Origin of the sequence: Alkalimonas amylolytica (assembly GCF_900107845.1) — a bacterium.
In the GTDB taxonomy this organism is placed as follows: Bacteria; Pseudomonadota; Gammaproteobacteria; order Enterobacterales; family Alteromonadaceae; genus Alkalimonas; species Alkalimonas amylolytica.
The window spans coordinates 112,129-134,805 of sequence record NZ_FNRM01000007.1 but is presented as its reverse complement, the minus strand read 5'-3'; the positions used below and the strand labels follow the sequence as shown (position 1 = coordinate 134,805).

Sequence of the window (22,677 nt, the reverse complement as noted above, 5' to 3'; positions counted from 1 at the left end):
CCAGCGGTAGCACATCCCCCATGGCCTATTGGTTGTTTAAAACCGAACCGGATGAACTTAGTATTGATGATCTGGCAGTGGAACCTGAGCGTAATTTTCTTTGGGATGGGGTGCGTAATTACCAAGCACGTAATTTTTTACGCGATCAGGTGCAACTGGGCGATAAAGTCTTTATTTATCATTCCAGTTGTAAACCACCAGGTATTGCCGGTATTGCCCGGATCACGAAAGCAGCTTATCCGGATCCCACCCAGTTTCAACCGAACAGCAGCTATTTTGATGCTAAATCCAATCCAGCGGCACCACGCTGGATAGCAGTTGATGTAAAGTTTGAACAAAAATTTGACTTGATTTTAACGCTAGACAAACTTAAAAAAATAGGTACACTCAATCAGATGCCACTGGTCAGAAAAGGCAACCGCTTGTCGGTCATGCCCGTGACAGATGATGAATGGTGTACTATTCTCAGCCTGACCGCATTGTCCAATCAGGACTGAATCTTTTTCGACGCAACTGAAGATAGGGTGTTTTACTATGCAAGCAGCACTTATTGAAAGGCGCCAGTCGAGCAGGGAGATGCAACAAATCTGGGATGAGCTGAATCTGGCCCAAAAATTCTCGGTAGCCGAGTTGCAACGGTATGGTTATGAACTTGCCTTTGTCCGGCATTCTACCACGGGCAATCTTGCTATTTTATTAGCCGGCACCCGGGTCGCAGCCATCGATCAGGATGGTGAAATCGACACTGAGCCGAAAATCACCGTCCGGCATTAACCAAGCAATCGATCCAAAAAACAGCAGCCGTGACTGCTGTTTTTTTGTTAGCCGGTGCGAAAAAGCACCACTATGAGTTCCTTTTTTCCGCAATGTACTGGCGAATTTGTTGCTCCAGGACCTGCAACGGTACACTGCCGTTTTTAAGCGCCTGGTGGTGAAACTCGCGTACATCGAAGTCCTCACCCAGAGCTTGCTCTGCCTCCTGGCGCAGTCGGCGGATGGTCAGCTCACCCAGCTTGTACGATAGCGCCTGACCTGGCCAGCTAATGTAACGATCGATTTCAGTCACGACGTTATGCATGGATAGCGCACTGTTGCTGGCCAGAAAATCGATGGCCTCTTGCCGGCTCCAACCTTTGGCATGCAATCCGGTATCTACCACCAGTCGCACCGCCCGCCACATTTCAAAAGACAGACGTCCGAAGTTGTCGTATGGATTCTGGTAAAAGCCCATCTCCAACCCAAGGTACTCGGCATACAAGCCCCAGCCTTCACCAAAGGCCGAAGTATAGAAGCTGCGACGGTAGTCCGGCAATTGCGCCATCTCCTGCGACAATGCAATTTGCAAGTGGTGGCCTGGTACCGCTTCATGCAACGTCAGGGCTTCCATTTCATACAAAGGCCGGCGATTGAGCGCATAGGTATTCACCCAGTAATAACCGGCATCACGATCGGTATTGGCGCTTAAATAACGACCTGTGGTGTATTTAGGCGCAATTTCATCTGGAACTGGCGCCACACCGTAAGGCGTTCTTGGTAAGGTTTCACGTAAGAAAAAGCGGGGTAAGGCAGCATCGGCTTTTTTTGATAAGTAGGCGGCATAGCGCATCAGCTGCTCCGGCGTTTCGGCATAAAACTTCGGGTCAGTGCGCAAGTAATTAACGAAATCAGCAAAGCTACCTTCAAAACCCAAGTCATCTATCACCTGCTGCATTTCGGCCCGGATGCGGGCAACTTCATCCAAACCAATCTGATGAATTTCCGCAGGTGTCATTTGCAGCGTGGTGTAATACTCCAGTCGGTTCTGATAGTAAGCACGGCCATCAGGTAACTCACTGGCACCAATGCTTTGACGGGCATTAGGATAATACTCGCTGACAAAAAAGTCATAAAATGCCTGATAGCTTGGGTTAACTGCTTCGTTGATCAACGTTTTAGCGCGCTCGGTTAACTGCTGCCAATCGGCATCAGAAATGCTGTCAGGCTTACGGCGGAAAGGGGTATAAAACACATTTTGCTCAGGCAGTTGGGTCACATAGGCACTGATACTTTGCTCAAAGCCTGCCAGCACAGCCTGAGGCTGAGTCATGCCATCGGCCAGGCCCTGACGCATCCACTGCATCTGCTGCTCGAAGTAACGTGGCATTTGTGCCAGCTGACTCAGGTAATTGTCAAAATCACTCTGCTGCCTGAACCCACCCCGTTGCGCCATAAATGCCAGGCTGTTGTGAAAGCCAGACTCTGCCGTTAACGGCATCCGGTGCGCGCCAAAACGATACTGATCATAACTGTTGGCCAGGCGATAACGCAAAATCGCGTGATTAATTTGATTCTGCTCGGAGAGTGTAGAGAGCTCCATCGCATCCAACTGCTGCAACCAGTTACGGCGTTCGGCGGCCAGTTCAGCCAATCGCTCTGCCGATAAATCCGCCAATTGGCCTGGCTGCTGACGGCTACGCTCTTGCTCTGCTTGCCATAAATCGGTTGCAAAGATGCTAAAGGCTTGATCTGTCATGACCGGTGCCGTTGTCTGGCTGGCGCAGCCAAGCATCAACGCCACTGAGGCCGCTAAAAGCATTACTCGCATGGTGTACCCTCTGTTTCTTGTTTGTAAATGAATTCTACCCAGATCTCATCTCAAATCCAGTCTCTGCCGACGCTTGCAACGGACCGTTAAACGCATTTAAGCCAAGGTTTCCTGTACAAAGTTCACTTTGCCGGCAAGAATGCGATGAAATGTTAAAAAACACTTGGCTAACGCTGTGGAAGTCGTTATGTTATGGGAAATTACAAGCGATACGATTGCTTTGCCAAGCAAAACAACAAGTCGCGTAGTCATCGCTGTATCATTGCTGCGCTCGATTTCACGTAGTATCAAACGGAGTTTACCTTGTCATGATGTATAATGACCCGGTTGCACTGGCACGAGAAAAATCGTCTCAGGCGGCGGCTTTCCTGTTAAGGCACAATCTAGCGCCTCACCCGGTCAATTATACCGTCAGCTATGAGTACAGCAGTGGCCAAAATGCTGGTCTATGTCAGGCGATTGAGCAACGCGTTTCCGCTAAGCTGCCATTCGATGACTTCATTATGGCAGAACTCTACAGCCACTGGATCGAAAAGTCTCATCAACAAAACGAACAATTGGTCCAACGGGTCAGTACCATGGTCACCCGTTTATCTGGTTGCACCGATCTGGCCCATGAAGCCACCAGTGATTACCTGGAACTGCTGGATCATCAATTGCCCGAGCTTAGTAACAGCGACCCTGCATTGAAACTTAATATGATGCAGCTGATCGAGGCTACTGAGAAAGTTCGACGCTGCCACCTGCAATTGAACCAACAACTGGATTTGGCCAATCAACAAAGCCACCAACTTCGTACCGAACTAAAAGAAATGAAACAACTGCGGTTGTTGGATCCGCTAACCGGCCTGTACAATCGATTGGCAATGCAGGAGCACCTGGAACTCTGGCTCACCGAACAACCAGAGCGACAAATTGCAGCAATTGCCGTCGATTTGGATCACTTTCGTCAATTCAATCAGGACTATGGCGATACCATTGGCGATGTTATTTTAAGTAAAGTCGCCCGCAAGGTACGCAGCTATGTGCAAGACAGTGGCCTGCCAGTTCGAGCCGGTGGCGAAGAGTTTTTGATTCTGCTGCCGGATGTCGACTTACGTACCGCTGGCGAAATTGCGGAACAAGTGCGTAAAGGCGTGGAGAAGTTACGTTTTGTGTCATCTCGCAGCAAAAAAACCCTGCCCAAAGTAACCATCTCGCTCGGGGTGTCCTTGTATCAGGCGAAAGAAAACTGGCAACAGTTTTTAGCCAGAACCAGCCAAATCCTGCAAATTGCCAAACACCGTGGCCGTAATCAGGTCGCTACCGAAGCTATGTTGTAACAACATGGTTGTCGGCAAGGGACGCGGATCCGATGGCGTCTTGCCGCCAGATCTTTTACACTAGCGGCTGAATTTATCTGCAAGGCTCTGACATGTCCGACAGCAACTCGAAAACCACGCACTTTGGCTATAAAACCGTGGCAGAAGACGACAAGGTCTCGCTGGTAGCCAACGTATTTCACTCAGTAGCCGCCAAGTACGATGTGATGAACGATTTGATGTCTTTTGGCATTCACCGTCTTTGGAAGCGTTTCACCATCGACTGCAGTGCGGTTCGTTCTGGGCAAAAGGTACTGGATCTGGCTGGTGGTACTGGCGATCTTACCGCCTTGTTCTCCAGGCGGGTTGGCCCAACGGGCAAAGTGGTACTGGCTGATATCAATGCTTCCATGCTGACCGTTGGGCGCGATAAACTCCGCGATCAAGGTCTGGTAGATAACATTGAGTACGTGCAAGCCAACGCCGAAGCTCTCCCCTTTGCTGATAATAGCTTTGATATCATTACCATCGCCTTTGGCCTGCGCAATGTCACCAACAAAGATGCTGCCCTGGCTTCGATGTTCCGGGTACTGAAGCCTGGTGGCCGCTTGCTGGTGCTGGAGTTTTCAAAACCTCAATCCGAATTGCTGAACAAAGCCTACGATTTTTACTCGTTCAATCTACTGCCTAAAATGGGCCAGTTGGTTGCTGGTGACGCCGACAGCTATCAGTACCTGGCCGAGTCCATCCGGATGCACCCGGATCAGGAAACCCTGCAGCAGATGATGGAACAGGTCGGTTTTGCCGAAGTCAGTTACCATAATCTTACAGGCGGCATCGTCGCCCTGCACCGGGGCTACAAATTCTGATGCTGCAGCTGGCCCCCCAATTGCTCTGTGGTTTGGCTGAAAAAGCTTTGGCTGAAATCATTGCAATGGATCCGGCGGCTGCGGCCAGATTGCAGCGATTGGCAGGCCGGCAATTGGCGTTTCAGCTCAGCGAGTTCGACTGGCGGCTGGTGTTAACCGCCACACCAAATAGCCTGCTGCTTAACCTGCATGATGAAGCTGTAGATTGTGCCATCCGTGCCGATCTGACCAGCCTGAAGCAGTTGCGCGATCCCAACCAGCTGACCCACTTGCTTAAAAAAGATGCAGTGCAGATTGATGGTGATATTCAGGTAGCGCAGCAATTCAGCAGTTTTTTTCAGCAGCTGCAACCGGATTGGCAAGTGAGGACTGCTCAGTATCTTGGCGATGGTCTGACGCATAAATTAAATCGACTGCTGCAACAGCTAACAACATTCATCCAGCAAAAGCAGCAAGCTCTGCAGCAGATGAGTTTGGAGTTGGCGCAGGATGAACTGCAGCTGACGCCAAATCGTTTGGAAGTGGAGCAGTTCAGTGCCGAAGTAAGCCAGCTGCATGCCCGGCTGGAGCGATTGCAGCATCAACTAAAACCATGGCAGGAGTAACCGATGCGCATCGGTCGGTTTTATCAAATCCAAAAAACCTTATTGCAATATGGGCTGGATGAGCTGGTACCTATCAAGCACCGCCCCTGGTACATGCGACTGCTGCGTAAAAGTGCTTTTTGGCTGCGTAATCAGCATCCGAAAGCACCCCAGGGGGTCCGACTGCGACTGGCTTTACAAAGCCTTGGGCCGGTATGGATTAAACTTGGACAAATGCTCTCTACCCGTCGTGATCTGCTGCCCGCCGAGTGGGCAGACGAGCTGGCCAAGCTGCAGGATAAAGTCGCGCCTTTTCCTGGCGAGCAAGCTCAGTCTTTGATTGAGCGGGCCATGGGGCTGCAGCAGATTCACGATAAATTCAGCGATTTCTCGCTGCAGCCACTCGCTTCAGCCTCGATTGCTCAGGTGCATGCTGCGAAAATGAAGCAAGCGGATGGCCCGGATGCCGATGTGGTCGTGAAAGTCATTCGCCCGGGCATTCGCAAGCAGATCCTGGCCGATTTATCGCTGATGGAAACCGCCGCCGAAGCAGCCGCGCGTTTTTTTCCAGATGGCAAACGTTTGCGGCCACGCGAGGTGGTCGCTGAGTACCGCAAAACCATCCTTGATGAACTGGACTTACAACGTGAAGCCGCCAATGCCATTCAACTGCGCCGCAACTTTATGGACTCCGACTCGCTGTATATCCCCTATGTCTACAGTGATGATTGCCGTAGCAATGTGATGGTGATGGAGCGCATCTATGGTATTCCAGTTTCCGATATTGCAGCACTTCAAGCTCAAGGCACCGATATGGAGTTGTTGGCCAAACGCGGCGTCGAGGTATTTTTTACCCAGGTGTTTCGCGACAGCTTTTTTCATGCTGATATGCATCCAGGCAATATTTTTGTCTCACGCGAGCACCCGGAGAACCCCAAATACATCGGCATCGATTGTGGTATCGTTGGCACGCTCAATAGTGAAGACAAACGCTACCTGGCAGAAAACTTTGTCGCTTTTTTTAATCGCGATTACCGCAAAGTTGCCCAGCTGCACCTGGACTCAGGTTGGGTACCCGCTGATACCAATGTGGAAGAATTCGAAAGTGCTATTCGCACCGTCTGTGAACCCATCTTTCAAAAGCCATTGGCCGATATCTCCTTTGGCCATGTACTACTAAACCTGTTTAGTACCGCCCGTCGCTTTAATATGCAGGTGCAACCACAGTTAGTGCTGCTGCAAAAAACCCTGCTGTACATTGAAGGCCTGGGCCGGCAGCTCTACCCGCAACTTGATCTGTGGAAAACGGCCAAGCCTTTCCTGGAAAACTGGTTGCAACAACAAATCGGCTTACCAGCGCTTTGGCGGCAACTGAAAGAAAATGCGCCCTTCTGGGCAGAAAAGTTGCCGCAGATGCCAACTCTGCTGCACCGAACCTTAGAGCAACTGCCAAAACAGCAACAAGCCATGACCGAACTGATGGCACAACAACTGCAACAACGACAGCAGCATCAAAGTCGCTTGCTGGCGACCATAGCGGCCGGCTCTCTGCTGATAGCCAGCTGCATACTGCTAAGCACTGGCAGCCTGCTCACTACCGCATTGGCAGCAACTGGCGCTTTATTTTTTGCTGCGAAAGCAGTATGGTCGTAACCTGAACTGTTTCTTGGTGTAAAAGGACATTGATATGGGATTTGGTGGCATTAGTATCTGGCAATTATTGATTGTGCTGGCAATCATCGTATTGCTGTTTGGTACCAAAAAATTACGTGGCATTGGCTCTGATCTCGGTTCGGCCATCAAAGGCTTTCGTAACTCTGTGAAAGATGATGAAACTAACAAGGAAGAGCCGGAACAGCTCAATAAGCCGTCGGAGCGTGAACAGACGGACACTGAAAAAACCAAAGAACGCGAAAAAAACTAAATGGGTTTCTGGGAGCTACTTGTCATTGGGGTGGTTGCCTTGCTGGTGCTCGGCCCCGAGCGGCTGCCCGGGGCCATTCGCTCAGTCATGCGCACTGTCAACTCGGTCAAACAGTTTGGTCAGCAGATGCAGGCTGAACTAAACGATAACCTGCGCGTGCATGAACTGCACCAAAAACTAAAACAGGCAGAGCAAAAGGGCTTTCTTGATTTGACGGATGATGAAAAAGCAGCGGTCGCTGAACTCAAGAAAGCTGCCGAAGATGTCAATAAAGCCAGCACTGCCCCAACAGAGAACACAGCCAAGCATCATGACGATTCAAGCGGAACCTGACAGCTTGTTGGGGCATTTGGTCGAGCTGCGTAACCGACTATTACGCTGCATTATTGCTGTACTGGTGGTTTTTGCCTGCCTGGCTTACTTTGCCACCGATTTGTATGAACTACTGGCCATGCCATTAATTGCCACCATGCCAGAAGGCAGCAGCATGATTGCCACTGATGTGGCGTCGCCTTTTTTCGCTCCTTTCAAGCTGACTTTTATGGTCGCCATCGCACTCGCCATTCCCTATATTCTATTCCAGTTCTGGCAGTTTATTGCCCCGGCTTTGTACCAACGAGAGCGTCGCCTGGTTGCACCTTTAGTCATCTCCAGTACCTTGTTGTTTTACGCTGGGATTGCTTTTGCTTATTATGTGGTGTTTCCGATTGTGTTTGCTTTTTTTAGCAACTACGCGCCGGAAAGCATCACCATCGCTACCGATATCAGCAGTTATCTGAACTTTGTGCTGAAGTTGTTCTTCGCTTTTGGTATTGCCTTTGAAATCCCGGTGGTGATCTTACTGCTGATTTGGTCAGGTACCACCACTCCGCAAGCTCTGGCTGCAAAGCGCCCTTACATTGTAGTTGGTGCCTTTATTGCCGGCATGCTGCTGACACCACCGGATGTCATTTCACAAACGTTACTGGCGATCCCAATGTGGATCCTGTTTGAATGTGGTTTATTGCTGGGTCGCTTTTACCAGCCCAAAGACCAACTGCAAACCGACACTGACCCGGAGGTCAAGGATGAAAGTTAAGTCTCTTCGCTGGCTGAGCCTTTTGCTACCATTGCTATGGACACTGCCGCTGCAGGCTTCGGAGTCAACCCTAAGGGCTGCTTTGCAACAGTGCCTGCAACAGCAAAATGCCACTGAGCGGCTGCATTGTTATGACCAACTGGCCACAGCAAGCAGTACAGAAGCTGTCGGCAGACAGCGGGCAACCGAACAAGGTACAGAGCGTCAAGCTGCTGCAGCCGCAGAGCGTCGTTCTGAGCGCCAACCTGAGCCACCAGCAGTCGCCGAGGCTGCTGAGGCTGGCTTTGGTAAAACGGCCCAGCGACCAACCGAACAGCTGGACCGGATTTACGCTACCGTCACCAAGGTAGACAAAGATGCCCGTCAGCACCTTGTTGTGCATTTTGACAATGGCCAGGTTTGGCGGCAAAGCTCGGCTGAGTATTACCCGATCGAGGTAGGCCAAACTCATTACATTCGCAGAGCGATGCTGGGTTCTTTTGTGCTTAGCAACGATAACAGCAACCGCTCGACCCGTGTGCGCAGGATAGAGTAACCGATGGCTTGGTTTGATCTGGGCGTGAATCTCTTTAGCTCGCAGTTTGATCACGATCGGGCTGAGCTGCTAAAGCGTGCTCAGGCTGCCGGGGTTGAACATTGGCTGCTGATTGCCTCGGATCTGAGGGAAGCGCAGCAGAACATCGCCTGGTGTCAACAACATCCCGTCTGCTTCAGTACAGCTGGCGTACATCCCCATCAGGCCGATCAGGTCAGCGAAGGTTGGCAACAACAGTTACGTCAGTTGGCGAAAGACCATACCATTGTTGCTGTCGGGGAGTGTGGGCTCGATTTTAACCGCAACTTTTCTTCGGAAGCGGGCCAACTTAAGGTTTTCTCTGAGCAATTGTCGCTGGCAAAAGAGCTGCAATTACCGGTTTACCTGCATGAGCGCGATGCATTTCACCAACAATACGACTTGCTGCAAGAACACCAGATCCAGCATGGCATTGCCCATTGTTTTACCGGCAACACCGAGCAGCTGAAAGCCTATCTGGATTTAGGGCTCTACATTGGCATCACTGGCTGGCTCTGTGACGAGCGTCGTAATCAGGAGCTGGTTGCCGCTTTGCATTTCCTACCCTTGGATCGGATCTGCCTGGAAACCGATGCGCCTTACCTGCTACCACGTAATCTGGCACCAAAGCCCAAAAGCCGGCGCAATGAGCCGGCCTATTTACCAGCCATTGCAGAGCAACTGGCTAGGCTAAAAGGCGTGCCTTTGCAGCAGGTGCAAGAGCAGTGCCGGCTAAATAGCCTGCAGTTATTAAACCGCACAGGAGTCAGCCTCTGATGGTCGAGTTCTGGCAACACCCCTATACCTTGCTGGCGCTTGGTGTTGGCTTCCTGCTTGGTTGCTTGCTGATCACCCCCTGGCTGCTCTGGCTGCATCGCAAACATCTGCAGCAACTGGAGGCTGAGCTTGAAAATACTATCTCTGAGCGTACATTGGAACTGCAAATCCCCCTGCAGGAGCTGGCTGAAAAAAATCAGTTGCTGGAGACCCAAAGCACTACCGATGCGCTATCTGGTGTAAAAAATCGAGCTTATTTTGATCGTAAAATGCTGGCGGAGATTAACCGCAGCCGCCGGGAGCAACGTCCACTGGCCTTAGTGCTGCTGGATATAGATTTGTTTAAACAAGTAAACGATGACTTCGGCCATCTGGCCGGTGATCAGGTGATTCGTCAGGTTGCCGGCTTTATCCAAAGCCAGCTGAAACGTTGCAGTGATTTGGTCTGCCGCTACGGCGGTGAAGAGTTTGCGTTGATCCTGCCCAATACCGATAATGCAGGCGCTTATCAAGTGGCAGAGCGTATTCGTTCACTGCTGGCAGAGAAGCCTTTACCCGTGCAACAACACCAGCTAAGCATCACCATCAGCGCCGGTTGCTACGCAGCTATAGCCCATGCCGAGAGCAGCATCGACTTCTATGTGCATCATGCCGATAAAGCTCTCTACCAGGCCAAAAGCTCTGGTCGTAACCAGGTGCTCACTCAGCCCCCGCTGCATCAAGACAGGCTGCAGCACGACGAGACAAAGGAATCCAAGCATGTCACACCCTAACGACTTTCCCTGGACTCGTATGCGCCGGATGCGCCAGGCCGATTTCAGCCGCCGGCTGATGGCCGAGCACAAACTCACAGTCGACGACCTGATTTACCCGGTCTTTGTGTTGGAAGGCGAACAGCAGCGCGAAGCCATTGCTTCCATGCCAGGCATTGAACGCCTGAGTGTAGATCTGCTGGTCGAAGAAGCCAAACAACTGGCGGCGCTGGGGATCCCTGCTATCGCGCTGTTTCCGGTGACACCCGCTGCAAAAAAATCTTTGCAAGCCGAAGAAGCCTGGAATCCAGATGGGCTCACCCAAAGGACAGTAAGGGCGCTGAAAGCCGCAGTGCCGGAGCTTGGGGTCATTACCGACGTGGCACTGGATCCATTTACCACTCATGGCCAGGACGGCATTATCGACGATAGCGGCTATGTGGTGAATGATGTCACCACCGCCGCTTTGGTGAAACAGGCACTATCGCACGCCGCAGCCGGCGCCGATGTGGTAGCGCCATCGGATATGATGGATGGTCGCATTGGCGCGATTCGTGAAGCGCTGGAAGAGGCCGGTTTCGTTAATACCCGCATTCTGGCCTATTCCGCCAAATACGCCTCCAGCTACTATGGCCCCTTCCGTGATGCCGTCGGCTCTGCTGCCAACTTAAAAGGTGGCGACAAAAAGACCTACCAGATGGACCCGGCCAACAGCGATGAAGCACTGCGCGAAGTAGCGCTGGATTTAACCGAAGGCGCCGATATGGTGATGGTCAAACCCGGTATGCCGTATCTTGATATCGTGCGGCGGGTCAAAGACGAATTCGGCGTACCCACCTTCGCCTACCAGGTCAGCGGCGAATACGCCATGCATATGGCCGCCATCCAGAACGGCTGGCTGGCAGAAAAACCGGTGGTTATGGAATCCCTGCTCGCCTTTAAACGCGCTGGCGCCGATGGCATCCTGACTTATTTTGCTAAGAAAGTAGCCATTTGGTTAAAGGAAGAAAAGAACTGACAGTCACTGTCAGTTCTCACCATCACGCGGTGCCACAGACTGATCACGTTTTTCATAGGTCATTTCTATATACTCAAGTATATGCTTAGTGACCACCGCTACAACAATCACAGCTCCAGTGTAAGCATACAACTGATCCGCAAGGTAACTCATAAACCAGCCTAAGATTAAAGCAAAGATCAGCATGAAAGCTTTAAATGGCCGGTTTTGGTAATGCTTGCTGGCGTAGCGGTTGTAAAAGTTCATCATGGTCAGGTTCCTTAGCAGTCACTAATAGGCCGCATGTTCCTTTTTACAAGTTCAGATCACAAAAATTTCTGCACATACCAGCAGCTGGCTTGTACCGCCAGTTGCTTTTGCTGCGCCCAGCTAAGCCCATGCCGTACCAACTGCTCAGCCATGCCCTGGCCGCGCAGCGCATCCGGTACAAAGGTGCGCCAGAAGTCGACACTATCACCAAGCAGCTGGTACTCCAGCAAAGCTTCTTCGCCTTGCTGCACAATGCGAAAGCGCTGCAACTCGGGTTGGTGCTCAATGGCGTAGCGCATGTTCATTCCTCAGAGATTGCCACAAAATATGCTGTGGCCCGGCTGAACCACCCAGATACAACTGGCCACTGTCTGCAAAACCATGTTTTTGGTACAAGCGAGCGGCTGACTGATTACGGCAATTGACGGTCAGTACCAGCCGCTTGAAACCGGGGAATTGCTGCCGGCAATAGGCAGGCAGCTGACGCAATACAGCACTGGCGATGCCCCGCCCCTGAGCCTGCTGGTCAATAAAGAAACTGCGCAGGCCAAGATCGGATGGCTCTGCAAATGCATGCTGCTGGCTGTAGCCGGTATCCAGCAGAAAAAAGCCTGCCAGTTGCTGCTGGTGATGCACAAGCTGAAAGTGCTCGTTCGGCTGCTGCTCAGCAATAATGCAGCTAATGGGCAACACAAAGTCTTGTTGGTCCGGAGCAACCTTGAGCTGCCAGAGCTCAGGTGGAATAGGGGTTGAACACGGCTGCAGCAAGACCATCACTGCAGCTCCAGCTCCCAGCCAGCGGCTTGCTGGTACTGCACTTCCTGCTCCAGTTCAGCCCGCATCAGCGGGTGTTGATCCAGCCAGCCAGCGGGCAGCTGCAGCACCAACTGTTCGCCTTTGCCAGTCAGAGTGACATTGGGTAAGGCCTCGTGCCGTCGGCGCATGGACAATACTACTGCCAATCTGAGGATCCGGCTGAGTCGGACCGTCAGCAACACCGAAGTCATGGTTTGTTTGGCAATTAGCTCACGATTGATATCGGCTCTGTGGTTGTGCACCAGTGCCATCAGCAGCTGCTGCTGAGCCCGGGTGAAACCGGGTAAATCGGAGTGGCTGATGATGTAAGCACCATGATGGTGGTGATTTTTGTATTCGATCAACAGGCCAAGCTCATGCAGCAGCGCCGCTCCATGCAACAAGCCCAAGCCATCGAAGGCAGTCAGCGACCAGCGCGGGCTCAGTTGCTGTGCTAATGACTGGGCCATATCCGCCACCCGGTTGGCGTGCTGCTGATCGATATGATAGCGCACCATCAGGCTGGCAATGGTACGGTGGCGCACATCGCTTTCCTGCAGCTCGGGCAACATGCTGTACAGCACGCCTTCGCGCAAGGCGCCACCCGATAAGGTCATACCTTTGATGCCTAAAGCACGGAACAAAGCTATCAGAATGGCCAGGCCAGATGGAAACACCTGCCGGCGCTCTTGCGCCAGTCCCACCAAGCTAAGCTGATCCTGCCGGCCGCAGACCACTGCCTGCTGCATAATGGCTTCCAGCCGCTCCAGGGTAATGGTCTCATCCATGCCCTGAGCAATCAGAATTTCCTGCATGGCCTGCACGGTGCCGGAAGCGCCTACCGCTACCTGCCAGCCCAGCCCGGTAAACTCCGGTAAAATCGGAGCCAGGGTGTGCTCAGCGGCCGCAATCGCGGTGTTAAAGTTGTCTTCGGTCAGCAAACCATCAGCAAAGTAGGCATCGAGGAAGGTGACACAGCCCATATGGAGGCTGCTGAGCTTGAGGGGTTCAAAACCTTTACCAATCACAATTTCAGTGCTGGCACCGCCGATATCAATCACCAGGCGGTTTTGTTCGCAATTGGAGGTATGAGCAACGCCAAGATAGATAATGCGGGCTTCTTCTTCCCCGCTGATCACCCGGATGGGGTGGCCCAAAATGTGCTCGGCATCGTGTAGGAAGGTTTTGACATTGCGCGCCAGCCGCAGGGTTGCGGTGCCGACAATACGCACGTTTTGCGGCGGGATATCCTGCAGCCGCTCGGCAAAAAGGGCCAGACATTCCCAGCCCCGCTTCATGGCCCGGCGACTAAGCACCAGATTTTCATTCAGACCGGCGGCCAGCCGCACTTTGCGTTTGACCCGGCCTATCACCTGCACACTGCCGCCAACCACCTTGACCATCAGCATATGAAAGCTGTTGGAGCCAAGATCGATGACGGCGTAGATATCCTGCTGATCTGAGCGCGCTGGCTCAGCGACTGCGGGGACGTCGGCTGGCATTTGGGTTGGATCCGCTACGACCACGGCCTCCGCCACCACTGCGTGCAGTAGTGGTACGACGGCGAGCCCGGGGTTTAGGCGTGGTTAAATCGGTTAACAACGCATCCGCATCGTACTGGGTGACTGGCAACGGATGACGGATGTAGTCTTCAATAGCAGTCAGGTTAAGAGCATAGCGCTCACAGGCAAAACTGATGGCCTTGCCGCTTTCGCCAGCCCGGCCGGTACGACCAATACGGTGCACATAGTCTTCGCAATCGTCCGGCAAGTCGAAGTTAAACACATGGCTAACCATTGGAATATGCAAGCCACGAGCAGCCACGTCGGTTGCAACCAGAATGTCCAGTCGGCCCTGGGTGAAATCATCCAGGATTTTCAGCCGCTTTTTTTGCACCACATCACCAGTTAACAAGCCAACACGATGGCCATCGGCCTCCAGCCAGGCATGGACGTTCTCACAACTGTGCTTGGTGTTGGCAAAGACAATGGCTTTATCCGGCCACTCTTCTTCCATTAAGGTCAGCAACAGCTTCATTTTGTCTGGATCGGACGGGTAGAACAGCTCTTCGCTGATCCGGCTGGCGGTCATCTGATCCGGTTCAATATGGATATGCACCGGCTCGTTCATTTGCTCAAAGGCCAGCTCCTGCACCTTGTAGGACAAGGTGGCCGAAAATAACAAGCTAAGACGCTCGTTGGCCGGCGGCATCTGACGGAATAAAAAGCGGATGTCTTTGATAAAGCCCAGATCGAACATGCGATCGGCTTCATCCAGAACCACCACCTGAATTTGATCCAACTGAAACAGGCCTTGTTTCTGGTAATCAATCAAGCGGCCGGTGGTGCCAATCAGAATATCAACGCCTTGTTCCAGCAACTGCCGTTGAGAATCATAGCCTTCGCCCCCATAGATCAAGCCAAGGCGAAAACCGGAACTTTTTGCCAGTGCCATGGCATCCTGATGGATCTGAACCGCCAGTTCACGCGTAGGAGCCATGATGATGGCGCGTGGCTGCCCCGAGCCTCTGGGCTCATTGTTTAGTAAGTAATGAAAGGTAGCGGTTAAAAACGCCAGGGTTTTACCGGTTCCGGTCTGTGCCTGGCCAGCAATGTCTTTGCCCTTTAGCGCCAGGGGCAGACACTGTGCCTGGATTGGAGTACAATAGCTAAAACCCAGACTGTTCAGTGCGTCCAGGATCTGTGGTGCCAATGCGAAATCAGCGAATTTGTGCGATGTTAAGTGTGTTTTATTCATACCAGCCTAGCATAACTGTTCGCCTTGCATTAGGAAACAGCCGCGTTTAAATTGATGACATTTTTTGCAGTCGATCTGCCCAGTTCAATAACGGAGACAATCAATGAGTGACCTGATTTTACATGTTTCAGACGATAGTTTTGAAACCGATGTACTGAACGCTGAACAACCTGTTTTAGTCGATTTTTGGGCTGAATGGTGTGGCCCTTGTAAAATGATCGCGCCCATTCTGGACGATGTAGCAGGTGAATATCAAGGAAAAGTCACCATTGCCAAGCTGAATATCGATCAAAACCCGAATACGTCGCCTAAATACGGCATTCGTGGCATTCCTACCCTGTTGTTGTTTAAAAATGGCCAGGTTGCAGCTACCAAGGTTGGTGCTTTGTCCAAAACACAACTGAAAGAGTTCCTCGATAGCAACATCTGATCACAGTAACAGCATGGCAGACGACATCAGTCTCTGCCATGCTGCTGACTTTTTACACAGTTTTTATGGATCACATATAGACGACTGCGCCATCACCTGCTATTGTTGTTGGCAGTACAACACCCATGACCACGCTTGTCTGTCGAGTAGACCAACTCCAAACCTTTTCAAACCCGCTGATAAGCTAACAACCCTTATTTTGATCAACTAGAACCCATCAATTATGCATTTAACAGAATTAAAAAGTAAGCCAATCAATGAACTGGTGGAATTAGCCGAGTCCATGGGCTTAGACAGCATGGCTCGTCTGCGCAAGCAGGACATCATCTTCGCCATTTTAAAATCTCACGCCAAAAAAGGTGAGGAGATTTATGGCGGTGGCGTACTGGAGATTCTGCAGGATGGCTTCGGCTTCTTGCGCTCTGGCGACAGCTCATACCTGGCAGGTCCGGACGATATTTACGTCTCGCCCAGCCAGATCCGCCGTTTTAACTTACGTACCGGTGACACCATAGATGGCCTGATCCGGCCTCCGAAAGAAGGCGAGCGTTACTTTGCGCTACTAAAAGTAAGCGAAGTGAACTTTGGCAAGCCAGAGCACGCCCGCAATAAGATCCTGTTCGAAAACTTAACGCCGCTGCATGCCAATGACCGCCTGCGAATGGAGCGTGGCAACGGCAGTACCGAAGACATCACGGCCCGGGTACTGGATTTGGCCTCGCCGATTGGCCGTGGCCAGCGCGGCCTGATTGTGGCCCCGCCGAAAGCCGGTAAAACCCTGCTGTTGCAAAACATTGCTCAGTCGATTGCCGCCAACCACCCTGAGTGCGTGCTGATGGTGCTGCTGATTGATGAGCGGCCGGAAGAAGTCACCGAGATGCAGCGACTGGTGAAAGGCGAAGTGATTGCCTCAACCTTCGATGAACCGGCCAGCCGCCATGTTCAGGTGGCTGAGATGGTGATTGAAAAAGCCAAGCGGCTGGTTGAGCACAAAAAAGACGTCATTATTCTGCTCGACTCCATCACCCGTCTAGCCCGTGCTTACAACACCGTGATCCCAAGCTCCGGCAAGGTACTGACCGGTGGTGTGGATGCCAACGCCCTGCACAAACCGAAGCGTTTCTTTGGCGCCGCGCGGAATGTCGAAGAGGGTGGCAGTTTAACCATTATCGCTACCGCCCTGGTCGATACCGGCTCGAAGATGGACGAAGTCATCTACGAAGAATTTAAAGGTACCGGTAACCTGGAACTGCATTTAGCACGCAAAATTGCCGAAAAACGCATCTTCCCGGCCATCGACTTTAACCGCTCCGGCACCCGCCGTGAAGAGCTGATGGTATCGCAGGAAGAATTGCAGAAGATGTGGATTTTACGCAAAATCCTCAATCCGATGGATGAATCCGATGCGATGGAGTTTTTGATCGACAAACTCAGCATGACCAAAACCAACGATGAGTTTTTCGAGTCAATGAAACGCCAACGTACTTAAAGCGCCTTAAAAGCTTTAGCAAGCCAGCCGGTTCAGGCTGGCTTTTTTATCTCTCTGCAAGCCAGCACAGAATTCGCTAAGCTTAGCACTACCCACCCACTGCGGAAGCTGCTATGCGCTTTTTTACCCTCACGGTTGCTCTGCTATTGACGGCTTGCAGCAGTGTGTCACCCACAAAGCAAGTGGCTCGTCAGCTGCATCAGGTACCGGAGCATACCGAGCTGAGTATCCTATGGCTGTCTGACTCTACCAGTCAGCGCATTGGGCTGCGTTACCAGCAGGGGCAGTGGCAACGCCAGCACAACCAGCACGCCTTGTTTGGTACTGGCTCCATGACCAAGTTGTTTACTGCGCATTGGTTTGCGCTGCGCTTTGTTGATGGCAGCCTGGAGCCGGAGCAACCCCTGGGTTCCTTGCTGCCAGAGCTGTGCCCAGCCCTGGCACAGCTGGAGTTGGGCGCTTTACTGACCCACAGTGCTGGTTTGCCCTTTTTGCCAGACGATATCGGCGATATGCCGCTGATCGACAGTAATCCTTTTGCTGACTACGATGCCCTCAGACTGCAGCAGCATTGCCCGGCAGACTCTGCCATCCAACAGCGGCAGAGCCGCTATCGCTACTCCAATCTCGGTTATGCCTATCTGGCACTTGCCATGCAAGCAATGACCGGGCTGGATTATGAAGCGCTGCTGCAAGCCGCCATTTTGCAGCCTATGGGCTTGCAAGACAGCAGCACTGAGCAACCGACTGAGCGGGTAGCTGGGCAGAACCCGGATGGCAGCATCACGCCAGATTGGGATTTTGCCGCCTTTACCGGCTCTGGGGGCTTGTACAGCAGCAGCCATGAACTTGGGATCTGGCTGGCACAACAACTGACCACCGATCATCCGGCTATCCGCAACATGCAGCATGCACATCACCCGACAGCTGGTCTTGGCTGGCAAAAGCGTCGGGCAGGCTCACGTCGCTGGCTGGAGCAAACCGGCGCCACCGGCGGCTATACAGCCGCTATGTTGCTGGATCCTGACCAGCAGCAGGCAATTTTGATTCTGTCCAACCTGTCAGGCCTGCATCCGAGCGCCGCGGCCATTGCCGAACTGGCTGAGTATTGGCTACTGCAACACCCCTTTATGCCAGACGTTGATGCAGCAAAGGACTGACGCTAACCGGCTCTGCCACCACAGCGCAGGCAGCCAACACTTCCTGCGCCGCATACTCAGCATCCTGCTGATTGGCAGCATGCACAGTTAACAACGGCTGGCCCTGGCTGATCGGACTGCCCGCCGCGCAGATGCCACTAAAACCAACCGCCGGATTGATCTTCTGCTCCGGATGCGAACGGCCACCACCTAAGCGCACCACCGCCATACCCAGTGCTACCGTATCCCTGATCTGCAGATAGCCGCTGGCCGGTGCCGGTACATCCAGCACCGCAGGTGCCTGAGCTAAATACTGTGCCGGCTTTTCCAGCAAGTCAGTCGGCCCGCCAAGGGCAGCCACCATCTTGGCAAAGTACTCAGCAGCTTTACCGCTGCTCAGGCTGTGTTCCAGAGCACTGATGGCGCTGTCCTGATCCTTGGCTACCCCGGACAGCACCAACATTTCAGCCCCGAGCGCCAGTGTTAGCTGATGCAACCGCGGCTCGCGCTTTTTGCCGGTCAGATAATCCAGCGTTTCCAACACTTCCAGGGCGTTGCCAGCAGTATCGCCCAGGATCTGATTCATATCAGTAATCAGCGCTGCGGTCGGTACACCGGCACCGCAGGCGGTATCGACAATGCTGCAAGCCAGTTCACGTGCATCTTCTGCCGTAGCCATAATGGCACCATTGCCTACTTTGACATCCATCACCAGGCCATCCAGCCCTTCGGATAGTTTTTTCGATAAAATCGAGGCAGTAATCAGCGGAATGGATTCAACCGTAGCTGTCACATCGCGGATGCCATACAAACGCCGATCGGCTGGCGCCAGCTCATCGGTCTGACCGACGATTAAACAACCCAACTCCGGCAGCAACTGACGAATGCGGCTTAGCGACTGATTGCAGCTGTAACCCGGGATGCTTTCCAATTTATCGACGGTACCGCCGGTATGGCCCAATCCCCGGCCCGCAATGCTTGGCATATAGGCGCCACAAGCCGCTACCATAGGTGCCAGCATCAGGGTCACTTTATCACCAACGCCACCGGTGCTGTGCTTATCCACCACAGGACCATTCAACTGCCCCTGCCAGTTCAGGCTGGTACCGGAGTCGCGCATCGCCAAAGTCAGGGCGACCTTTTCATCCACCGACATGCCATTCAGGTAAATCGCCATCGCCAGTGCTGCCGCCTGACTGTCGCTGAAGCTGCCATCGGTTAATCCTTTGGCAAATTGCTGAATATCGGCCTGGCTAAGGGTTTTGCCATCACGTTTGATTTTGATAATTTCCTGTGGAATTGGCATAGCTTACTCCGTCGGCACCTTGGTGCTGTTGGCTAAATACAAAGGGGTGAAGGCATCTGGTAGCAATTGCTGTACTGTCCAGCTCTGCAATTGCTGCAGATGATTGCTGCTGTATATGTTGGTGTTCGGCAAAAAGAATTCGGCAATGACCTGACGGCACAGGCCACAAGGTGGCGTTAACTTATCTTGCGGGGTGTAGACCATTAAGGCATCAAACTGGCGCTTGCCAGCCACCACACCTGCGGCAATGGCATTGCGTTCGGCACAGACGGTAGCGCCATAGGAGGCATTTTCTACATTGCAGCCGGTGTATATACGACCATCCTGGGCGCGCACCGCTACCCCTACCGGAAACTGACTGTAAGGCGCATAAGCCTGGTCTGCGGCCGCTTTGGCGGCCTGATACAAGGGTTCAAGCTCTGGAGTTAGTGCTGTCATTCGTTGTTCTCATCCAAACTGGTCATAAAGACCCGGACCAACAGTTATGACGGCAAACCAGACTCAGATCAAGGGAAGGGTGGAACTATTGCATTCATTCAAGCTGAATGGCCCGAACTTTCAACACTGCCTGACCACCCTGTTCATCCGTCAAATCCGGCACCAGATAAATGGCACTGACATGCTCCGGCACTATGCCCTTGTTCACCGAGCTGGCAGGGGTCCAATCTGGCCGCTGAAAATCAGCCAAGCTCAGCGCTTCGCTGTGCCAGCCGGTGGTCGCTGGCAGCACCGCCTGGTAATGGGCGTAACTCTGATCGCCCTGCTCGCCGTACTCCAGCTGGGCGAGCTTCACCACCAGATCGGTACTGCTTTGATACGTCAGTCCAATCACGGCTTGCTGTGGCAGGCTGCCGGCGGGCAGATCGTAAATCAGCTCCACCCAGGAATTGTTTTTCGCATCCACTCTGGGCACACGGTGAAATGCAATACGGGCAATGCCTGCTTGTACCAGATCGCCGCTATAGTCGGCACTGCTGCCATGCGGATCGGTGGCATAACGCCAGAAGCCCGCATCCAGGTCGCCTTTTTCAGTGCTGTTCAGGGCCCCGGCATCACCGCAAGCAATCAGCATCAGCGGCACCATGACTATCCCAATCCATTTCATTCGTGTTTCCTTGTTGTCGTGAGCTCAAAGGTGTCGGCATCCAAATAGGCTGGAAATTTATCCTTAAACTGCTGCAGCGCTGCCCCATCCAGCTCTACCCGTAGCACAGTCGCCCGATCAGCACCGTCGGCCAACGGCTGGCCCAGATAATCGATGACCAAACTGTCGCCGCTGTAGTCAACGCCATTGCCATCGCGGCCAATGCGGTTACAGCCAATCACATAGGCCTGATTTTCAATGGCACGGGCCGCCAGCAGGGTGCGCCAGGCCAGGCGGCGCGGCGCCGGCCAGTTGGCGACATAAATCAGCACATCGTAATCATTGCGATTGCGGCTAAACACCGGAAAACGCAGGTCGTAGCAAATTTGCAGGCAAAAACGCAGGCCGCGCCAGGGCACGACTACCCGCTCCGTGCCGGCCTGGTAAGCATCGTGCTCGCCTGCCATCCGAAACAGGTGCTTTTTATCGTACTGAAAGCTCTCACCTCTGGGGGTCACAAAGTACAACCGATTGTAATACTGACCACGCTCCTTGACCGCCACCGAGCCACAAATTGCGGCGCCGCTGCAGGCTGCCTGTTGCTTTAACCAGCTCAGGGTCTCACCGCCAGCAGGCTCGGCAATGGCGGCACTTTGCATCGAAAAACCCGTGGTCAGCATTTCCGGCAACACAATCAAATCCTGACCGTTCAGTGCTGCAATCTGCCCAGCCAACTGCTGTCGGTTGGTCTTTGGATCCTGCCAATGCAGTTCGGTTTGCAGCACCGCCACCTTTAGAGCCGGCATAACACCTCCGCAGCTTGCAGCAGCGTCTGCTCATTTTTAGCAAAGCAAAATCGAATCAAGCGCTGAGCCGGTGGCTGGCGGTAAAACACGCTGAGTGGAATAGCCGCAACCTTGTGCTCAATGGTGAGCCAGCGACAAAACTCCACATCCGGCTGATCGCTGATGGCACTGTAATCGGCCAGCTGAAAATAGGTGCCCTGCGCCGGCAGCAACTGAAAGCGACTGGTCGCAAGCGCAGCCACAAAACAATCGCGCTTTTGCTGGTAAAAAGCAGCTAAGCCGCTGACCTGCTCCGGATGCTGCTCCAGCATGGCGGCTACGGCGAATTGTGCCGGGGTAAAGCTGGAGAAAGTCACGTACTGATGCACTTTGCGAAACTCCGTCATCAACAGAGCTGGCGCTACGCAATAGCCCAGTTTCCAGCCAGTCACATGGAAAGTTTTGCCAAAAGACGACACCACCAGACTACGCGCCGCCAGCTCCGTGAAGCTCAAAGCACTGAGTTGCGGCCGTCCATCAAACACCATGTGCTCGTACACTTCATCACTCAGGCAATACAAACCGTGCTGACAGACCAATGTTTCAAGCTGTTGCCAATCCGCTGCCGTAAACACCTGGCTGCTAGGGTTGTGCGGGCTATTGACGATGATCAGCCGGGTGTTGCGGTTGATGCTGTCAGCTACTTGCTGCCAATCCACCTTAAAATCCGGTGCCGTCAGGGCCAGGTGTACACAACGGCCACCGGCCAATTGCACCGCAGGGGCATAGCTGTCATAGGCTGGATCAAACAGGATCACCTCATCGCCGGGGCGAACCAGCGCCTGGAAAGCACAAAACAGCGCTTCGGTGGCACCGGAAGTGACGGTAATTTGCTGCTCCGGACACACCCTTTGCTGGTAACAGCGCGCAATCAAAGCGGCTATTTGCTGACGCAGCGGCACAATGCCGGCCATAGGCGCATACTGATTCAGCCCCTGTTGACTAAAAGCCGCCAGTTGCTGCAATAAAAAAGGGTCGCAGCCAAAATCCGGAAAGCCTTGCGACAAGTTAATCGCCTGCTGCTCGCTGGCCAGTTGCGACATCTGGCTGAAAATAGAGCTGCCAACATCAGGCAGTTTGGATGGAAAGGTGCTGTGCATAAATTGCCCTGAACATGAACTATCTTTACCTTAGCGTCTGCTG

The 22,677-nt window shown here is 52.9% G+C and carries 27 protein-coding genes; 16 read left to right on the top strand and 11 right to left on the bottom strand.

Annotated features, from left to right (window positions below; translation table 11 throughout):
- Positions 1 to 20 precede the first annotated feature (20 nt).
- Entirely contained in the window at positions 21 to 497 is a 477-nt protein-coding gene (locus tag BLW37_RS14165; protein ID WP_091343999.1) for an EVE domain-containing protein, read from the top strand.
- Between the two features lie 37 nt (positions 498 to 534).
- A complete protein-coding gene (locus BLW37_RS14160; RefSeq protein WP_091343997.1) occupies positions 535 to 774 on the top strand; it encodes a hypothetical protein in 240 nt (79 codons plus the stop codon).
- Positions 775 to 844: 70 nt separating this feature from the next.
- Here the strand turns inward: BLW37_RS14160 and BLW37_RS14155 are convergent, their stop codons facing one another.
- Positions 845 to 2,584 (bottom strand): DUF885 domain-containing protein, encoded by a 1,740-nt coding sequence (locus BLW37_RS14155; protein ID WP_091343996.1) that lies wholly within the window; start codon positions 2,582 to 2,584, stop codon positions 845 to 847.
- 308 nt (positions 2,585 to 2,892) lie between these two features.
- Between BLW37_RS14155 and BLW37_RS14150 the strand changes: the two genes are divergently transcribed.
- The 11 genes from BLW37_RS14150 to hemB all read left to right on the top strand — a co-directional run bounded on the left by BLW37_RS14150 (position 2,893) and on the right by hemB (position 11,440).
- Positions 2,893 to 3,906: a GGDEF domain-containing protein gene (locus BLW37_RS14150; protein ID WP_091343994.1), complete on the top strand. Its 1,014-nt coding sequence runs from the start codon at positions 2,893 to 2,895 to the stop codon at positions 3,904 to 3,906.
- Positions 3,907 to 3,998: 92 nt separating this feature from the next.
- Positions 3,999 to 4,754, top strand: a complete 756-nt coding sequence (gene ubiE, locus BLW37_RS14145; RefSeq protein WP_091343992.1) for a bifunctional demethylmenaquinone methyltransferase/2-methoxy-6-polyprenyl-1,4-benzoquinol methylase UbiE — start codon at positions 3,999 to 4,001, stop codon at positions 4,752 to 4,754.
- The gene (locus tag BLW37_RS14140) at positions 4,754 to 5,359 is read left to right on the top strand and encodes a ubiquinone biosynthesis accessory factor UbiJ (protein ID WP_091343990.1); all 606 of its coding nucleotides are present in this window, start codon (positions 4,754 to 4,756) and stop codon (positions 5,357 to 5,359) included. The genes ubiE and BLW37_RS14140 overlap by 1 nt, the downstream gene beginning before the upstream one ends.
- Before the next feature lie 3 nt (positions 5,360 to 5,362).
- Complete coding sequence (ubiB, locus tag BLW37_RS14135) at positions 5,363 to 6,991, top strand: ubiquinone biosynthesis regulatory protein kinase UbiB (RefSeq protein ID WP_091343988.1); 1,629 nt, start codon at positions 5,363 to 5,365, stop codon at positions 6,989 to 6,991.
- Between the two features lie 34 nt (positions 6,992 to 7,025).
- On the top strand, positions 7,026 to 7,262 hold the full coding sequence (gene tatA / locus BLW37_RS14130; RefSeq protein WP_091343987.1) for a Sec-independent protein translocase subunit TatA: 237 nt from the start codon (positions 7,026 to 7,028) through the stop codon (positions 7,260 to 7,262).
- Positions 7,263 to 7,595 (top strand): Sec-independent protein translocase protein TatB, encoded by a 333-nt coding sequence (gene tatB / locus BLW37_RS14125; protein ID WP_091343985.1) that lies wholly within the window; start codon positions 7,263 to 7,265, stop codon positions 7,593 to 7,595.
- Entirely contained in the window at positions 7,573 to 8,340 is a 768-nt protein-coding gene (gene tatC / locus BLW37_RS14120) for a twin-arginine translocase subunit TatC (RefSeq protein WP_091343983.1), read from the top strand. The genes tatB and tatC overlap by 23 nt, the downstream gene beginning before the upstream one ends.
- On the top strand, positions 8,330 to 8,875 hold the full coding sequence (locus tag BLW37_RS14115; protein WP_091343981.1) for a hypothetical protein: 546 nt from the start codon (positions 8,330 to 8,332) through the stop codon (positions 8,873 to 8,875). The genes tatC and BLW37_RS14115 overlap by 11 nt, the downstream gene beginning before the upstream one ends.
- Positions 8,876 to 8,878: 3 nt before the next feature.
- Positions 8,879 to 9,670: a TatD family hydrolase gene (locus BLW37_RS14110; protein WP_091343979.1), complete on the top strand. Its 792-nt coding sequence runs from the start codon at positions 8,879 to 8,881 to the stop codon at positions 9,668 to 9,670.
- Entirely contained in the window at positions 9,670 to 10,443 is a 774-nt protein-coding gene (locus BLW37_RS14105) for a GGDEF domain-containing protein (protein WP_091343977.1), read from the top strand. The genes BLW37_RS14110 and BLW37_RS14105 overlap by 1 nt, the downstream gene beginning before the upstream one ends.
- Entirely contained in the window at positions 10,430 to 11,440 is a 1,011-nt protein-coding gene (hemB, locus tag BLW37_RS14100) for a porphobilinogen synthase (RefSeq protein ID WP_091343975.1), read from the top strand. Before BLW37_RS14105 ends, hemB begins: the two co-directional genes overlap by 14 nt.
- Before the next feature lie 9 nt (positions 11,441 to 11,449).
- On the opposite strand, the gene BLW37_RS14095 is transcribed toward hemB, so the two are convergent.
- The 5 genes from BLW37_RS14095 to rhlB are packed head-to-tail and all read right to left on the bottom strand — an operon-like array spanning position 11,450 to position 15,241.
- Positions 11,450 to 11,689, bottom strand: coding sequence for a hypothetical protein (locus BLW37_RS14095; RefSeq protein ID WP_091343973.1), 240 nt, complete (start codon positions 11,687 to 11,689; stop codon positions 11,450 to 11,452).
- Positions 11,690 to 11,745: 56 nt separating this feature from the next.
- Complete coding sequence (locus BLW37_RS14090; protein ID WP_091343971.1) at positions 11,746 to 11,994, bottom strand: GNAT family N-acetyltransferase; 249 nt, start codon at positions 11,992 to 11,994, stop codon at positions 11,746 to 11,748.
- A complete protein-coding gene (locus BLW37_RS14085; protein WP_091343969.1) occupies positions 11,972 to 12,463 on the bottom strand; it encodes a GNAT family N-acetyltransferase in 492 nt (163 codons plus the stop codon). The genes BLW37_RS14090 and BLW37_RS14085 overlap by 23 nt, the downstream gene beginning before the upstream one ends.
- Complete coding sequence (gppA, locus tag BLW37_RS14080) at positions 12,463 to 13,986, bottom strand: guanosine-5'-triphosphate,3'-diphosphate diphosphatase (protein WP_091343967.1); 1,524 nt, start codon at positions 13,984 to 13,986, stop codon at positions 12,463 to 12,465. Before gppA ends, BLW37_RS14085 begins: the two co-directional genes overlap by 1 nt.
- Entirely contained in the window at positions 13,958 to 15,241 is a 1,284-nt protein-coding gene (gene rhlB, locus BLW37_RS14075) for an ATP-dependent RNA helicase RhlB (protein ID WP_091343965.1), read from the bottom strand. Before rhlB ends, gppA begins: the two co-directional genes overlap by 29 nt.
- Before the next feature lie 103 nt (positions 15,242 to 15,344).
- On the opposite strand from rhlB, the gene trxA reads away from it, so the two are divergent.
- From trxA to BLW37_RS14060, 3 genes are all read left to right on the top strand, one after another.
- Positions 15,345 to 15,671, top strand: coding sequence for a thioredoxin TrxA (trxA, locus tag BLW37_RS14070; RefSeq protein ID WP_091343963.1), 327 nt, complete (start codon positions 15,345 to 15,347; stop codon positions 15,669 to 15,671).
- A 223-nt stretch (positions 15,672 to 15,894) separates the two neighbouring features.
- A complete protein-coding gene (gene rho / locus BLW37_RS14065) occupies positions 15,895 to 17,160 on the top strand; it encodes a transcription termination factor Rho (RefSeq protein WP_091343961.1) in 1,266 nt (421 codons plus the stop codon).
- Positions 17,161 to 17,273: 113 nt separating this feature from the next.
- Positions 17,274 to 18,320, top strand: a complete 1,047-nt coding sequence (locus tag BLW37_RS14060; protein ID WP_091343959.1) for a serine hydrolase domain-containing protein — start codon at positions 17,274 to 17,276, stop codon at positions 18,318 to 18,320.
- Here the strand turns inward: BLW37_RS14060 and deoA are convergent.
- The 5 genes from deoA to BLW37_RS14035 form a co-directional block, all read right to left on the bottom strand.
- Positions 18,289 to 19,605, bottom strand: coding sequence for a thymidine phosphorylase (deoA, locus tag BLW37_RS14055; protein ID WP_091343956.1), 1,317 nt, complete (start codon positions 19,603 to 19,605; stop codon positions 18,289 to 18,291). The two genes, BLW37_RS14060 and deoA, sit on opposite strands and share 32 nt — an antisense overlap.
- A gap of 3 nt (positions 19,606 to 19,608) precedes the next feature.
- Positions 19,609 to 20,043, bottom strand: a complete 435-nt coding sequence (locus BLW37_RS14050) for a cytidine deaminase (RefSeq protein ID WP_091343954.1) — start codon at positions 20,041 to 20,043, stop codon at positions 19,609 to 19,611.
- A gap of 94 nt (positions 20,044 to 20,137) precedes the next feature.
- Complete coding sequence (locus BLW37_RS14045; protein WP_245785745.1) at positions 20,138 to 20,710, bottom strand: hypothetical protein; 573 nt, start codon at positions 20,708 to 20,710, stop codon at positions 20,138 to 20,140.
- A complete protein-coding gene (locus BLW37_RS14040; RefSeq protein WP_091343953.1) occupies positions 20,707 to 21,495 on the bottom strand; it encodes an amidohydrolase in 789 nt (262 codons plus the stop codon). Before BLW37_RS14040 ends, BLW37_RS14045 begins: the two co-directional genes overlap by 4 nt.
- Complete coding sequence (locus tag BLW37_RS14035; RefSeq protein ID WP_091343951.1) at positions 21,483 to 22,634, bottom strand: pyridoxal phosphate-dependent aminotransferase; 1,152 nt, start codon at positions 22,632 to 22,634, stop codon at positions 21,483 to 21,485. The genes BLW37_RS14040 and BLW37_RS14035 overlap by 13 nt, the downstream gene beginning before the upstream one ends.
- Between the last annotated feature and the right edge of the window lie 43 nt (positions 22,635 to 22,677).

Coding starts and splice junctions, on each gene's coding strand:
- BLW37_RS14165 (WP_091343999.1), top strand. CDS start 21: ATGGCCTATTGGTTGTTTAAAACCGAACCGGATGAACTTAGTATTGAT.
- BLW37_RS14160 (WP_091343997.1), top strand. CDS start 535: ATGCAAGCAGCACTTATTGAAAGGCGCCAGTCGAGCAGGGAGATGCAA.
- BLW37_RS14155 (WP_091343996.1), bottom strand. CDS start 2,584: ATGCGAGTAATGCTTTTAGCGGCCTCAGTGGCGTTGATGCTTGGCTGC.
- BLW37_RS14150 (WP_091343994.1), top strand. CDS start 2,893: ATGATGTATAATGACCCGGTTGCACTGGCACGAGAAAAATCGTCTCAG.
- ubiE (WP_091343992.1), top strand. CDS start 3,999: ATGTCCGACAGCAACTCGAAAACCACGCACTTTGGCTATAAAACCGTG.
- BLW37_RS14140 (WP_091343990.1), top strand. CDS start 4,754: ATGCTGCAGCTGGCCCCCCAATTGCTCTGTGGTTTGGCTGAAAAAGCT.
- ubiB (WP_091343988.1), top strand. CDS start 5,363: ATGCGCATCGGTCGGTTTTATCAAATCCAAAAAACCTTATTGCAATAT.
- tatA (WP_091343987.1), top strand. CDS start 7,026: ATGGGATTTGGTGGCATTAGTATCTGGCAATTATTGATTGTGCTGGCA.
- tatB (WP_091343985.1), top strand. CDS start 7,263: ATGGGTTTCTGGGAGCTACTTGTCATTGGGGTGGTTGCCTTGCTGGTG.
- tatC (WP_091343983.1), top strand. CDS start 7,573: ATGACGATTCAAGCGGAACCTGACAGCTTGTTGGGGCATTTGGTCGAG.
- BLW37_RS14115 (WP_091343981.1), top strand. CDS start 8,330: ATGAAAGTTAAGTCTCTTCGCTGGCTGAGCCTTTTGCTACCATTGCTA.
- BLW37_RS14110 (WP_091343979.1), top strand. CDS start 8,879: ATGGCTTGGTTTGATCTGGGCGTGAATCTCTTTAGCTCGCAGTTTGAT.
- BLW37_RS14105 (WP_091343977.1), top strand. CDS start 9,670: ATGGTCGAGTTCTGGCAACACCCCTATACCTTGCTGGCGCTTGGTGTT.
- hemB (WP_091343975.1), top strand. CDS start 10,430: ATGTCACACCCTAACGACTTTCCCTGGACTCGTATGCGCCGGATGCGC.
- BLW37_RS14095 (WP_091343973.1), bottom strand. CDS start 11,689: ATGATGAACTTTTACAACCGCTACGCCAGCAAGCATTACCAAAACCGG.
- BLW37_RS14090 (WP_091343971.1), bottom strand. CDS start 11,994: ATGAACATGCGCTACGCCATTGAGCACCAACCCGAGTTGCAGCGCTTT.
- BLW37_RS14085 (WP_091343969.1), bottom strand. CDS start 12,463: ATGGTCTTGCTGCAGCCGTGTTCAACCCCTATTCCACCTGAGCTCTGG.
- gppA (WP_091343967.1), bottom strand. CDS start 13,986: ATGCCAGCCGACGTCCCCGCAGTCGCTGAGCCAGCGCGCTCAGATCAG.
- rhlB (WP_091343965.1), bottom strand. CDS start 15,241: ATGAATAAAACACACTTAACATCGCACAAATTCGCTGATTTCGCATTG.
- trxA (WP_091343963.1), top strand. CDS start 15,345: ATGAGTGACCTGATTTTACATGTTTCAGACGATAGTTTTGAAACCGAT.
- rho (WP_091343961.1), top strand. CDS start 15,895: ATGCATTTAACAGAATTAAAAAGTAAGCCAATCAATGAACTGGTGGAA.
- BLW37_RS14060 (WP_091343959.1), top strand. CDS start 17,274: ATGCGCTTTTTTACCCTCACGGTTGCTCTGCTATTGACGGCTTGCAGC.
- deoA (WP_091343956.1), bottom strand. CDS start 19,605: ATGCCAATTCCACAGGAAATTATCAAAATCAAACGTGATGGCAAAACC.
- BLW37_RS14050 (WP_091343954.1), bottom strand. CDS start 20,043: ATGACAGCACTAACTCCAGAGCTTGAACCCTTGTATCAGGCCGCCAAA.
- BLW37_RS14045 (WP_245785745.1), bottom strand. CDS start 20,710: ATGAAATGGATTGGGATAGTCATGGTGCCGCTGATGCTGATTGCTTGC.
- BLW37_RS14040 (WP_091343953.1), bottom strand. CDS start 21,495: ATGCCGGCTCTAAAGGTGGCGGTGCTGCAAACCGAACTGCATTGGCAG.
- BLW37_RS14035 (WP_091343951.1), bottom strand. CDS start 22,634: ATGCACAGCACCTTTCCATCCAAACTGCCTGATGTTGGCAGCTCTATT.